This window comes from Bacillus sp. PK6-026, from assembly GCF_054161455.1.
In genome coordinates this window covers 1658324-1670683 of sequence record NZ_CP096418.1, presented here as the reverse complement: position 1 = coordinate 1670683, position 12360 = coordinate 1658324, and the positions used below count along the sequence as shown (strand labels likewise).

Annotated in this window: 14 protein-coding genes and 1 other annotated feature; all 14 genes read right to left on the bottom strand. The window is 46.5% G+C overall.

Going from position 1 to position 12360, the window contains the following annotated elements:
• Positions 1-540: a signal peptidase II gene (lspA, locus tag M1D59_RS08520; RefSeq protein WP_020451322.1), complete on the bottom strand. Its 540-nt coding sequence runs from the start codon at positions 538-540 to the stop codon at positions 1-3.
• A gap of 44 nt (positions 541-584) precedes the next feature.
• The gene (locus tag M1D59_RS08515) at positions 585-950 is read right to left on the bottom strand and encodes a TraR/DksA family transcriptional regulator (protein ID WP_023857244.1); all 366 of its coding nucleotides are present in this window, start codon (positions 948-950) and stop codon (positions 585-587) included.
• 223 nt (positions 951-1173) lie between these two features.
• Positions 1174-3942, bottom strand: a complete 2769-nt coding sequence (ileS, locus tag M1D59_RS08510) for an isoleucine--tRNA ligase (RefSeq protein WP_458117937.1) — start codon at positions 3940-3942, stop codon at positions 1174-1176.
• A 51-nt stretch (positions 3943-3993) separates the two neighbouring features.
• Positions 3994-4223, bottom strand: a binding site (T-box leader).
• A 62-nt stretch (positions 4224-4285) separates the two neighbouring features.
• On the bottom strand, positions 4286-4780 hold the full coding sequence (locus M1D59_RS08505) for a DivIVA domain-containing protein (RefSeq protein WP_020451319.1): 495 nt from the start codon (positions 4778-4780) through the stop codon (positions 4286-4288).
• 96 nt (positions 4781-4876) lie between these two features.
• Complete coding sequence (locus M1D59_RS08500; RefSeq protein ID WP_023857245.1) at positions 4877-5653, bottom strand: YlmH family RNA-binding protein; 777 nt, start codon at positions 5651-5653, stop codon at positions 4877-4879.
• Between the two features lie 134 nt (positions 5654-5787).
• Complete coding sequence (locus tag M1D59_RS08495) at positions 5788-6054, bottom strand: YggT family protein (RefSeq protein ID WP_025811370.1); 267 nt, start codon at positions 6052-6054, stop codon at positions 5788-5790.
• A gap of 10 nt (positions 6055-6064) precedes the next feature.
• Positions 6065-6517, bottom strand: a complete 453-nt coding sequence (sepF, locus tag M1D59_RS08490) for a cell division protein SepF (protein ID WP_003181594.1) — start codon at positions 6515-6517, stop codon at positions 6065-6067.
• Positions 6514-7209, bottom strand: a complete 696-nt coding sequence (locus M1D59_RS08485) for a YggS family pyridoxal phosphate-dependent enzyme (RefSeq protein ID WP_020451316.1) — start codon at positions 7207-7209, stop codon at positions 6514-6516. Before M1D59_RS08485 ends, sepF begins: the two co-directional genes overlap by 4 nt.
• A 7-nt stretch (positions 7210-7216) precedes the next feature.
• Positions 7217-8056 carry a peptidoglycan editing factor PgeF gene (gene pgeF / locus M1D59_RS08480; protein ID WP_020451315.1) on the bottom strand — a complete coding sequence of 280 codons (840 nt, stop codon included), beginning with the start codon at positions 8054-8056 and terminating at the stop codon, positions 7217-7219.
• Positions 8057-8278: 222 nt separating this feature from the next.
• The gene (locus M1D59_RS08475; protein WP_011197962.1) at positions 8279-8512 is read right to left on the bottom strand and encodes a YlmC/YmxH family sporulation protein; all 234 of its coding nucleotides are present in this window, start codon (positions 8510-8512) and stop codon (positions 8279-8281) included.
• An 84-nt stretch (positions 8513-8596) separates the two neighbouring features.
• Positions 8597-9484 carry a putative RNA methyltransferase gene (locus M1D59_RS08470; RefSeq protein ID WP_020451314.1) on the bottom strand — a complete coding sequence of 296 codons (888 nt, stop codon included), beginning with the start codon at positions 9482-9484 and terminating at the stop codon, positions 8597-8599.
• Positions 9485-9748: 264 nt separating this feature from the next.
• On the bottom strand, positions 9749-10546 hold the full coding sequence (locus M1D59_RS08465) for an ABC transporter ATP-binding protein (RefSeq protein WP_020451313.1): 798 nt from the start codon (positions 10544-10546) through the stop codon (positions 9749-9751).
• Positions 10547-10679: 133 nt separating this feature from the next.
• The gene (gene sigG / locus M1D59_RS08460) at positions 10680-11459 is read right to left on the bottom strand and encodes an RNA polymerase sporulation sigma factor SigG (RefSeq protein ID WP_003181576.1); all 780 of its coding nucleotides are present in this window, start codon (positions 11457-11459) and stop codon (positions 10680-10682) included.
• Positions 11460-11598: 139 nt separating this feature from the next.
• Complete coding sequence (sigE, locus tag M1D59_RS08455) at positions 11599-12318, bottom strand: RNA polymerase sporulation sigma factor SigE (protein ID WP_003181573.1); 720 nt, start codon at positions 12316-12318, stop codon at positions 11599-11601.
• Between the last annotated feature and the right edge of the window lie 42 nt (positions 12319-12360).

Here is a 12360-nt window from a genome sequence, read left to right as displayed (position 1 = left end):
TTACAGCTCCTTCTTCTTCTTTCCGTCTAACAGCATTTGTATAAATAAGAGCAGGACACCGACGCATAAAGATGAATCGGCAATGTTGAAAATCGGATAATGATAATTGACGATCGTCACGTGTATAAAATCGACAACTTCTTGCCTGAACACGCGGTCGATAAAATTGCCGACAGCACCGCCAAGCATCAATCCGAGAGCGGTTCCGAGCAGGATTTGTCCTTTGGCATGTTTTTGAATGTAGTAAACAATGCCGATGATAACCGCCGTGGTAATGATGTAAAAAAACCACATCTGTCCGGCCAAAATGCCCCATGCTGCGCCTGTATTTCTGTGCGACGTAATTTGAAAGAAACCGTCGATGACGAGAATGCTTTCACCGTACTCCATTTTGCTGACGACCAGCCATTTTGTAAATTGATCGATACCGATAATGAGCACTGCAATTATGTAATAAGGCACAAACCGTTCCTCCAGTTTCTGTTTCTCTTCATTTAAGCATTTTAACAAGAAAAAGAAAAGGAGTAAAGGAATATTCATTGACATCCTGCAAGAGGGCAAAAGCCCTCCCCTCTTGCAGAATGTTATGAGTAGAGCGCCCGGTTGAACGTCTCATCCGTCTCAGCCCAAATAGGAAGCGTCTTTTTTTCAAACTGGGCATGATATAAAAAATCGTTCGCGGTGCGCGCCGTCGGCAGAATAGCCATTTTTTCCAGCGGAATTGCCTGATTCGTTTCTTCGCAAATGCCGTATGTTCCGTTTTCGATTTTTGAAAGGGCCAAAAGCACGTCCTGAAGCTCTTCTTTGACATGATACATAAGTGTAACCTGCTGATACGAATTGATGCCTTGAGAATCCTGCTGAAAAAAGGAGTATTCAAAAAGCCTTGCTTCCAGTTCTTCCTTCATTTGAAGAAGTTCGGTATGAATTGCCGCCAGCTGATCGTTCACGCCTACATCAACTCCTGCTCTTATCGTTTGTGACCTTAGTGTTACCGACAAAGCCGGTATCCAAGCCCAAAAGATTTTTCCTGACGTACAAAACGATGTCAGCAATGGCATCCTTTCTCCGGACTTTCCCAGGATGTGCGTTCAGACAGGACGCCTGGGCAGGCCTGATAAGGTTTGGCGGCATATTAAAAGCGGTTCGGAAAAACTCCGAACCGCTTCGTGGTTAATTTTGATAATACGTCTTCACAATTCCGGCACAGCGAGGGCAAAGCTCCGGATGATCGGCATCCTGGCCGATTTCTTTGGAAACCATGCGACACCGCTCACAAGTTTCGCCTTCTGCCTGAGCAACGACGATTTTTCCTGTGTCAAACGTCTGCGCACCTTCAGGCGCTTCGGCTTCCGTTCCGCCGATGAGAAGCTCTGACACGATGAACAGCTGTTTGACGTCTTCCTTGATCGAAGAAAGCAGCGCTTTTGCTTCTTCATTTGGATACAGCGTCAAGCTCGCAACCGAAGATTTTCCGATGATCTTTTCATTACGCGCTGTTTCAAGCGCTTTAAGAACATCGCCGCGAAGCTTCATGAAGCTGTCGAACTTCTCTTCCGTCTCTTTTGCATTTGGAATGTCTCTTGTTTCCGGCATATCGGTAAGCTGCACGCTTTTTTCCGATACGAATGTGAAGTGGCTCCACATTTCGTCAGCAGTATGCGGCAGGATCGGCGCGATCAGCTTGACAAGCCCGAGCAACGTTTCGTAAAAAACGGTCTGCATGCTGCGGCGGTCTTTATGATCGGCGTGTTCAATATAAACGACGTCTTTGGCAAAATCCATATAGAATGAGCTGAGCTCGATCGCGCAGAAGTTGTGGACAGCATGGTAAATGACCGCAAAATCATATTCTTCATATGCTTTTTTGACTTTTTCAATAAGGCTGTTCAGCTTGATCAAAATGTACTGATCGACTTCGCGAAGTTCTTCCACAGCGATTGCATCTTTCGCCGGGTCAAAATCAGCAATGTTTCCGTGAAGAAAACGGAACGTGTTGCGGATCTTCCGGTACACTTCTGCGACTTGCTTTAAGATCGCGTCAGATACGCGGACATCTGCTTGATAGTCGACAGATGCGACCCACAGTCTTAAAATATCGGCCCCGAACTGATTCATGATTTTTGCCGGAACAACGACATTGCCGAGTGATTTGCTCATCTTGCGGCCTTCTCCGTCAAGGGCAAAACCGTGTGACAGCACGCCTTTATATGGTGCTTTACCCGTTACGGCAACGGCTGTCGAAATCGATGAGTTAAACCAGCCGCGGTATTGGTCAGATCCTTCCAGATACAAGTCCGCAGGTCTTACAAGATCATCGCGCTCTTCCAGTACGGCCTGATGTGACGAACCTGAATCAAACCAGACATCCATGATGTCCTGTTCCTTTGTGAACTTGCCGTTCGGACTTCCCGGATGCGTAAAGCCTTCCGGAAGCAGTTCATTCGCTTCTTTTTCAAACCAAATGTTCGAACCGTGCTCCCTGAATAGTTCAGAAACGTGGTCGATCGTTTCATCCGTGATGATCGGCTCCCCATTTTCGGCATAAAATACCGGAATCGGCACGCCCCATGCGCGCTGTCTTGAGATACACCAGTCGCCGCGGTCGCGGATCATATTGTAGAGGCGCGTTTCGCCCCATTCAGGCACCCATTTTGTTTCTTTCACCGCGTCAAGAAGCTCGTCTCTAAAGTCTTTGATAGAAGCGAACCATTGGGAGGTCGCGCGGAAAATGGTCGGTTTTTTCGTTCTCCAGTCGTGCGGATAGGAGTGGGTGATGAAATCGAGCTTCAGCAAAGCGCTTTTTTCTTCGAGCTGTTCTGTAATCGGTTTGTTGGCCTGATCATAAAACAGTCCTTCAAAACCAGGGGCTTCGCTCGTCATATGTCCTTTTTCATCAACCGGGCAAAGCACGTCAAGTCCGTATTTCTGACCGATGATAAAGTCGTCTTCACCGTGTCCCGGAGCAGTATGAACACAGCCTGTACCGGCATCTGTAGTTACGTGTTCACCGAGCATAACAAGAGAATCTCTGCTGTATAAAGGATGAACCGCGACGATATGTTCCAGGTCTTTTCCTTTAACAGTTTGAACGACTTCATGATCTTCAAAGCCGATCGCTTTTGCCACGCTTTCAATCAATGCGCTTGCCATCACATAGCGCGCGCCTCCGGCAGCAACGACGCTGTACTCCAATTCAGGGTGTACGGCGATGCCGAGATTGGCCGGGATCGTCCACGGCGTTGTCGTCCAAATGACGATTTTTTCGCCGTTTGTTAATACACCTTTTCCATCTTTCACATCGAATGCAACATAGATAGACGGCGAGCGTTTATCATGGTATTCGATTTCAGCTTCAGCCAGAGCGGATTCGCTTGAAGGGGACCAGTAAACCGGCTTCTTCCCTTTGTAAATATAGCCTTTTTTCGCCATTTCGCCGAATACTTTAATTTGCTGCGCTTCAAACTCCGGCTTAAGGGTCACGTATGGGTTTTCCCAATCTCCTCTGACACCGAGGCGCTTAAATTGCGTTTTTTGTCCTTCGATTTGCTGCCATGCGTATTCTTCGCAAAGCTTGCGGAATTCGGCTACCGTCATTTCTTTGCGCTTCACTTTTTTGTTTTTCGTGAGCGCTGTTTCAATCGGCAGGCCGTGTGTATCCCAGCCCGGAACATACGGTGCATGATAGCCGCTCATCGATCTCGAACGGACGATGAAGTCCTTCAGTACTTTGTTGAGCGCATGGCCCATATGAATATCGCCGTTCGCATACGGAGGTCCGTCATGAAGCACGAACATCGGCCGGCCTTCGGTTCGTTTCTGAACGAGGCTGTAAATGTCCATATCTTCCCATTTTCCCTGGATTTCAGGTTCACGGTTCGGCAGGTTTCCTCTCATCGGAAAATCTGTTTTCGGCATTAAGAGCGTATCTTTATAATCCATTACCATTCCTCCAAAACATCTTTTCTAAAACAAAAAAAGCCTTTTCATCCCATAAGGGACGAGAAGGCTTTGATCTCGCGGTACCACCCTTTTAGACAAGCCGATTCGGCTTATCCGCTCAAACATCGTAACGTGATGGGACGTCCTTTCCTACTGGACGGTTCAGAAAGGAAACTTGAGGGCTGATTCACAACGATTCCAACAATCCCGGGCTTACACCGCCCCCGGGTCGCTTTCATTGTTTACAGAAATCAATGTCTGTCCCTCTCAAACGTTTTTCACTCAATTTATGAACGTATTATATGCGAACGGATGACGATATGTCAAGAACGCAAATGAAATTCTATTCTTTTTCATCCATGACGGCGTCTACTTCGTATTCAAGCAAATGATCCCAGTCGTCGTTTTTCAACAGGTCAAGCTGCGCTTCGATCAACATTTGGAAACGGGTTCTGAACACTTTTGACTGCTTTTTCAGCTCTTCGATTTCCATCGCGATCTTTCTCGATTTTGAAAGAGACTCATTAATGATCCGGTCAGCGTTTTTCTCAGCTTCACGAATGATGAGCTTCGCTTCTTTCTCGGAATTGCGCTTTACGTCTTCTGCTGCTTCCTGTGCGACAAGGATCGATTTATTCAACGTCTCTTCGATCGTCGAAAAATGGCCGAGACGCTCGTCAAGCTCGTTCACCTTTGATTCAAGCTCATTTTTTTTGCGCAGAATGATCTCATAATCCTTTCTCACCTGGGCCAGGAACTCGTTCACTTCATCTTCGTCATAGCCGCGGAACGCTTTTGTAAATGTTTTATTATGAATGTCATTTGGCGTCAAAGGCATGCTGCCCACCTCCATTATTTTTCTTTATGTACACTTGTCCTAGTCAACATTATAAAGCAAAATTCGACCGGGCGGAGAAAAAACTGTTAAAACGCGTCATTTTTGTTTTTCAAACGTCAATCTCCATTTGCCCTTCTTCGTTTTGCCGTCAATGTTTTTCATCCTGAACCGGCCAAACCCCCGGATCGAAACCATATCCCCTTCCGCCAGTGCATATGAAGGGTCTTCAATGACTTTCCAGTTCACTTTCACGAGGCCATTTTTCACGAGAACCTGTGCTTTTTGCCGGGATTGCCTGCTCATTGCCGAGCAAATCGCATCAAGCCTCAAAGATGAAACCGTATCATCCCTTATTTCGACATCCTGCTCCGGTACTTTAAGCTTAGAAAGCGGAATTTTTTCAAGGGAAACTTTCACCTTGCCGATTTGTGTCAGCTGGGTGAAAACAAAATCAGCGACTTCTTCCGAACAGATAAACTGCCATGTCCCGTCCGAAAAGATCAGGTCGCCGAACTTTTGGCGCCTCAATCCGATGCCCATCAATGAGCCGAGAAGCTCGCGATGCTCGATGGAGGCGAATTTTTGCGGATAGATGACTTCCCAGCCCTGAAGCTGAAAATCTTCGGCAGACGGCTCGGCATATTCAGGGAATAGTAAAGCCCTCTTTCGTTCGGCCTCAGGGAAGCCCCCGAAAAATTCAAGCCTCACTTCGTCCGACTGACCGATGACAGATTGCAGGATCACCTGTTCCCGCGGGTCCAAAAAATCGGTCAGCTTCATCCGGTACTGTTCCGCCACGATTCTTTTCCACTCAAGAGCCTGGTCGATAAACGGCTCTTCGTCTTTTCTGAAATGCTGGTAAATATCGCTCATTGTCTTTCCTTTCTATGTAAAGAGGCCTGGCCTACAGCCAAGCCCGATACTCGGCCCGCAAAGATTGAAGGCACGCTCCTGAACCACGGCGCCGCTGCCTGCGGTAAGTCTTACGGGAGATCGGCATAATGTCTTTAAAAAGCGCCGAGCATTCTGAAAACCGCAAGAAGCCCTGCATCTGCGAACCGCAGGATGAAAATCGCCACGAGCGGAGAAATATCAATCATCCCGAGCGGAGGAATAATCCTTCTGAACGGTTCGAGATAAGGCTCGCAAAGTGAAGCAAGCACCCGGCCGAATGAAGACTCCCTTGCATTAGGCACCCAAGACATAAAAATGTAAATAATGAGCGCAAACGAATAGACGGTTATAAGCGTGCTTAAAATTTGATAAAGTAGGATCATCTGCGATTTACCACCTCTGATGTTCTTCTTCTATGAGCTCGGAAATCGTGCCGGAGACATCGACGTTTTCAGGCGTGCATAAAAAGATGTCCGCTCCGATCCGCTGAATATCGCCGCCGAGAGCATATACAGTTCCGCTCAAGAAATCAACGATTCTTTTCGCCTGATCGTGCTGAATGCGCTGCAGGTTCACGACGACGGCGCGCCGGTTTTTGATATGGTCTGCGATTTCCTGGGCTTCCGCGTACACCCGAGGCTCACTTAACACTACTTTAGAAGATTTCTGAACGCTTTGCAAACTTACGACATTCTGCTTCCCAGCCGCTTTAGACTGGTAGGCGGTTCTGTCTTTCGATTCATGCTCTTCAGGGATTTCCTCCCTGTCTGTTTCAATGTACTCGTATTCGTATTCCTCATCATCCAAGGAAAAAAAGTTTTTAAATTTGTTTTTCAAACTCATGATTGTCCACCTCCAGTTTCATTTCCGACTAAGGAAGATCCGATTCTGACGAATGTCGCGCCTTCCTCGACTGCGATCGTATAGTCGTTAGACATCCCCATCGAAAGCTCGCTGCACGGGGCGTTCCATTGACCGAGCCCGCGAACCTCGTCGCGCAGCTCTCTCAGCAAGCGAAAACAGCTTCTGATTGCCGTCTCGTCATCCGTAAAAGGAGCCATCGTCATTAATCCCGCAATCCGGATGTTTTCATATGCAGACAGTTTTTTTACAAAAGAAAGAACCTCTTCTTTTGCCATACCGTGTTTTGAAGATTCAAGAGATGTGTTGACCTGAACAAAACAGTCAATCGGTTTTTTTGCCCTCTTCTGAATCTCGTCGGCCAATGAAAGCCTGTCTAAAGAATGGATATATGAGACATGATCGATGATTGCTTTTACCTTTCTCGTCTGCAGGGTTCCGATAAAATGCCATACCGGTTCGCTGTCTTTCAGAGCGTCGAGCTTGTGAAGCAGTCCGGTATCGCGGTTTTCTCCCAAATGTCTGATTCCTGCATCAAGCGCTGCCTGCGCCCGTTCCGGGGAAACATATTTCGTGACAGCGATGACGGATATTTCGTCGGGCGTTCTTCCCGCTTTGATACACGCTTCGTTGATCCTGTCATTTATATGTCGTAAATTGCTTTTCACATCCACCTGTAAGCTATACCTCCTTTAATCCGATGAAGGACATCATCCGTCCGGTTTTTCCCCGGTCTCTCCGATGGGAGAAAAACAGTGAATGCTCGCAGCTCGTACAAAGGGAACTCACCTTGATCTGGCCGTTTGGAATTCCGGCGTGTACAAGCAGCTGCCTGTTCACTTCTTTTAATTCGAGACGGTACTCCCCTTCTTTTATCGTCAAAAAGGCTTTGTCTTCTTGCTGAAGAGGAAGATTCCTGATTTTGTCTATTACATGATCGTCGACAGTGTAGCAGCACGAGCCGATCGCAGGCCCGATCACGGCGTGGATGTCTGCGGGATTTGATCCTTCCCGGCTGACCCACGTGTCAACCATGCTGGCTGCGATCCCGAGCGCGGTGCCTTTCCAGCCCGCGTGAGCGATTCCGGCCAGCGAGCGGACCGGATCGTAAAAATAAACAGGAACGCAGTCGGCAAAGCAAAGCGCCAAAAACAGGTTTGGCCTGTCTGTATAAAGTCCGTCCGTAGCCTTCAGCGCCGTATCGTATCGGAAAGCGCCGCTGGCGCGATCGCTATCCGTCACTTTTTGAATCCGGTCTTCATGCGTCTGATCGGCAAATACCCAGTCGTGCAGATCGGTTTTTAAGTTGTCGGCAATCTGTTTTCTGTTATTGATGACATGCTGTTCATGATCCTGAACGTGCAGCCCTGTATTCAGTGAGTGAAAAGGCGGTTCGCTTTCTCCGCCGTTTTTTGTCGTAAATCCGGCTGTGACGGCTCCGCCGGTTTCCGCCGTCTGATTCCATTCCTCAATCAAAAGCATTGACGGAGCATCAAGACGAAAGGGGTTATATGTATTCATGGTGATCAGCCTTTCGACAAACATCGTAGTCTTTCATCATATCGCTCCTATTTTAACACATCTTGATGCATTCGTTTAGTTTCGTTTCAAAAAACTAAACGAAATGTATTGTTTGCAACATTTATCGCCGTTTTTGCAGACGGTCTCACCGTATACAATAATGTTGAAAAAGCAGGCGGATAAGGGCCCGCCGATTGATCAGGCATCATCTCATATGCTTGATCAGCTTAAACGCACAAGAATCACATCTTCTCCAATTTTAACAATATTTCGCCACGGAATGACGATTTCCTCTTCTTTTCCGAAAAATCCGAAAACTTTCCCCGTTCCTCCGATGACAATCGCCTGTATTTTGCCTGTCGTTACATTAATATCGATATCGCCGATGCTGCCGAGCTTTTTCCCGTTTGATACGTTAACGACATCTTTTATCTGGAAATCAGAAATGTTCATCATGTCCACCGCACGCCTCCTCTGATCAAATGTCCTTTTAAGATTATATGAAAGGCAGTCCTTTATTTAGACTGCCTTTTCAGTGGTTTATTTCGTTTTTTTCCTGCCGGCTAAAATGTCGAGATGGACGGTCGTAACAGCGGATTCTTTCTTTAAAAAGGCATTGATCCGCTCCTTTTCTGCGCGCCATGATAATGGCGTCATCTTGATGAGCGGCGCGAGAAGGCTTTGGTCTAAACGTTTGCTGTAGGCGATCTCCGTTCTGTCGATCAGATCGAAATGAGACGAGAACCGCTCAGCCGCATCCTCGCTCGTATAGGCTTGTTTGTCCAAGCCGTCATACAAAAATCCCCGCAGTTCTTTCAGATAGCCGCTTTTCGGAATCACTTTCAAAACGATGCCGTCATCCGATAACAGCCGCTCGAATTCCGCGTAATTAGAAGGCGACAATATATTGAGGATCGCGTCGAATGAACGATTCCGAAACGGCGCGGCAGCCAGATCGGCGACACACCAGATCGCCTCTCTTTCTTGCTTAGTCGCAGACACAATCCCGGCTTTCGCCAAATCAAGCCCGACGCCAAGGACAGGCGATCCGGAACGCATTTGAAGCTTTTCAACGATCCGCGCCAAATGCGAACCTTCCCCGCAGCCGGCATCGAGGATGCTGACAAAGTTGCAAAACGGGAGGCCTGCTTGTTCGAGACGATCTGTCAAAGCGCCGCTAAGCGGTTCAAAAAAGCCGCGGGCGGCTAACATTCTTCTCGCTTCAAATAATTCTTTATCATATTTAACAGAAGGAGCATGCGTTGTGACATTGACATATCCCCCTCTTGCGATATCAAACGTATGTCCGTTTTTACAGATCAGGCTTTTTAAATCGGTGACCGCCATATTCGTTGCGCATATCGGGCACTGAAACATCGTTTCATGCCTTTTCATGAGCGATGCTCTTTTTAATTTTTTATTCATCATTGTTACACCTCATTCATTCACATTTAGATCAATGAAAAAGGCATAGACAAATAAACCCGCACCTTCGGCATTTTTTAAAGACGAAGGTGTGGATGGTTTAAGCGTTTGTCTATACCTTTCATTATCTGTAGCGAATGAATTGAATGATCATAATGATGAACCCCTCTTTAACATGACGTTCTCTATTATCTTACCAGCTTTTTCAAGAGGATGAAAGCTGAAAAAGAGCCTCCAAACAAGGAGGCTGCCAAAGAACCAGCCGTTTTAAATGCTGAGGTTTAGAGGCTTTTTCTTGGACAAATACGGTCTGCCGTCCGTCCATACCGCCTGGACGGGCATATCGAAAAATTCGGACAAAACCTCGCCGGACATCATCTCTCTTGTCTTCCCCAATGCAAACACTTCACCTTTTTTCAACAGCAGCGTTTGGCTGAAAGCGGGGAGAATTTCTTCCGCATGGTGAGTAACATAAAGCATGGACGGTGCACTGTCTTTTTTGGCAATTTGTTCAACCGTCTCCAGCACCTGCTCCCTCGCGATGAAATCAAGACCGGTTACAGGCTCGTCGAGAATGAGCAGCTCTGGATCGGCCATCAAGGCCCTTGAGATCAGCACCTTTTGTTTTTCTCCCTGAGAGAGCGTTTCATATCTCCTGTCCGCATAACGGATGGAGCCGAATTCCTCCAGGAGGGCGATCGCTTTCTCCCTGACAGACTGTGAAGGCGATTCATAAAGGCCGATCGAAGCGAAAGCGCCGCTTAAGACAATTTCAAATGCACTGTCTTCAGGATACAGCTTCTGCTGCAGGGCCGCTGACACAAGGCCGATTTTTTGGCGAAGCTTTTCGTTCAGCTCCGTTTTTCCAAATTCGCGCCCTAACACGGTGACTTTTCCTGTTGTCGGAAAATAATAAGCGCACAGCATGTTCAACAGAGCGGTTTTGCCGGCCCCGTTCAATCCGTATAGCGCCCAGTGCTCCCCCTTTTCCACCGTCCAATCAATATCCTTTAATATCCACTCTCCGTTTCGTTTTAGTGAAGCATTCTCAAGCTGCAAAACCATTTGAAGTCCTCCTTTTATGTAAATATTCTGATAAATTAAAATATAATTCTTTTATTATAGCTTATTTATATAACAAAGTGAATGAGAGATTTTCCATTTTTAGCATGTGAAAAGCCGCAGATTGACTGCGGCTTTAGTGAATGTTCTTATTCATTTGTTTAATGGCGGCTTTTTCCAGCCTTGAGACCTGGGCTTGGGAGATTCCGATCTCATCAGCGACTTCCATTTGCGTCTTGCCTTGGAAGAAGCGTTTTCTGAGGATCATTTTTTCCCGTTCATTCAGCCGTCTCATGCCTTCTTTTAAGGCGAGCTCTTCGATCCATTGCGAATCCTTGTTGCGCTCATCGCTGATTTGATCCATGACATAAATCGGATCTCCTCCGTCATTGTAAATCGGCTCAAACAAAGATACGGGATCTTGAATAGCGTCAAGCGCAAAAACGATTTCTTCATGGGACACTTCAAGCTCTTTCGCGATCTCCTGAGCCGTCGGCTCCCTGCTTGTCTCACTGATCAGCCGTTCTCTCACTTGCAGCGCCTTGTACGCGATATCCCTGAGTGACCGTGAGACGCGGATCGGGTTGTTATCGCGCAAATATCTGCGGATTTCTCCGATGATCATTGGTACAGCATATGTTGAAAACTTAACATTGTGGCTCAGATCAAAATTATCAATTGATTTCATTAGTCCGATGCAGCCGACTTGGAATAAGTCATCAACATACTCTCCTCTGTTGTTAAACCTTTGAATGACGCTTAAGACAAGGCGCAAATTACCGTTAACAAGCTTTTCTCTTGCTGTCGTGTCTCCTTCATCCTGCATTTGCTTGAACAACTTTCTCATCTCTTCGTTCTTCAGTACGGGCAGTTTTGATGTATCAACCCCGCAGATTTCAACTTTATTTCTCGACACTTTTTTCCCTCCCTACAGGAGCTGCTGTACAAAGTTCAGTATCTCCTCGGGTGGGAAAAATATGCATCGTTAATTTCCAAAAATAAGAAGATCAAGTCGAAAACCCTTGGCTGTCAACACTTCAAATTTCATAAAAAAATTAAACCATTTTGTTGAATTCTTTTCGCAGCCTTTTAATAATTCTTTTTTCAAGCCGGGAAATATATGACTGGGAGATGCCGAGCATATCGGCAACGTCTTTTTGCGTTTTTTCTTCTCCTCCGACAAGCCCGAAGCGGAGCTCCATGATCTGTTTTTCTCTGTCATTGAGCTGTTCAAGCGCTTTTTTCAGCAGCTTCTTATCAACGTTTGCTTCGATATCTTTTGTAATAATATCGTTTTCTGTTCCGAGCACATCTGAGAGAAGAAGTTCATTTCCGTCCCAATCGATGTTCAACGGTTCATCGAATGATACCTCTGAGCGAATTTTATTGTTTCTTCTTAAATACATCAAAATTTCATTTTCAATACATCTGGAAGCATATGTAGCCAGTTTGATTTTTTTCTCGGGATTAAAGGTATTCACCGCTTTGATAAGGCCGATCGTGCCGATGGAGATTAAATCCTCGATATTGATGCCGGTATTTTCAAATTTTCTCGCGATGTAGACGACCAGCCTGAGATTTCGTTCAATCAAAATCGCCCGTGCCGCCTGATCACCGTCAGGCAGCTTATGGAGAAGCACCTGCTCTTCATCTTTTGACAATGGCGGGGGCAGCGCTTCGCTTCCGCCGATATAATAAATTTCGTCGCTTTTCAGCCCCAGTTTCATTAAAAGTTTGTACCACAGATAGGTTAACCTTAATTTTAGTTTTTTCATCTTCCTCCCCCTTCTAAATAAACGTCTTCAGGAGTATGATAA

What these genes read in the sequence shown, in the direction of transcription:
- lspA (WP_020451322.1), bottom strand. Translation starts at nt 540, where the DNA reads ATGAATATTCCTTTACTCCTTTTCTTTTTCTTGTTAAAATGCTTAAAT.
- ileS (WP_458117937.1), bottom strand. Translation starts at nt 3,942, where the DNA reads ATGGATTATAAAGATACGCTCTTAATGCCGAAAACAGATTTTCCGATG.
- M1D59_RS08505 (WP_020451319.1), bottom strand. Translation starts at nt 4,780, where the DNA reads ATGCCTTTGACGCCAAATGACATTCATAATAAAACATTTACAAAAGCG.
- M1D59_RS08500 (WP_023857245.1), bottom strand. Translation starts at nt 5,653, where the DNA reads ATGAGCGATATTTACCAGCATTTCAGAAAAGACGAAGAGCCGTTTATC.
- sepF (WP_003181594.1), bottom strand. Translation starts at nt 6,517, where the DNA reads ATGAGTTTGAAAAACAAATTTAAAAACTTTTTTTCCTTGGATGATGAG.
- pgeF (WP_020451315.1), bottom strand. Translation starts at nt 8,056, where the DNA reads ATGAATACATATAACCCCTTTCGTCTTGATGCTCCGTCAATGCTTTTG.
- M1D59_RS08475 (WP_011197962.1), bottom strand. Translation starts at nt 8,512, where the DNA reads ATGATGAACATTTCTGATTTCCAGATAAAAGATGTCGTTAACGTATCA.
- M1D59_RS08470 (WP_020451314.1), bottom strand. Translation starts at nt 9,484, where the DNA reads ATGATGAATAAAAAATTAAAAAGAGCATCGCTCATGAAAAGGCATGAA.
- M1D59_RS08465 (WP_020451313.1), bottom strand. Translation starts at nt 10,546, where the DNA reads ATGGTTTTGCAGCTTGAGAATGCTTCACTAAAACGAAACGGAGAGTGG.
- sigE (WP_003181573.1), bottom strand. Translation starts at nt 12,318, where the DNA reads ATGAAAAAACTAAAATTAAGGTTAACCTATCTGTGGTACAAACTTTTA.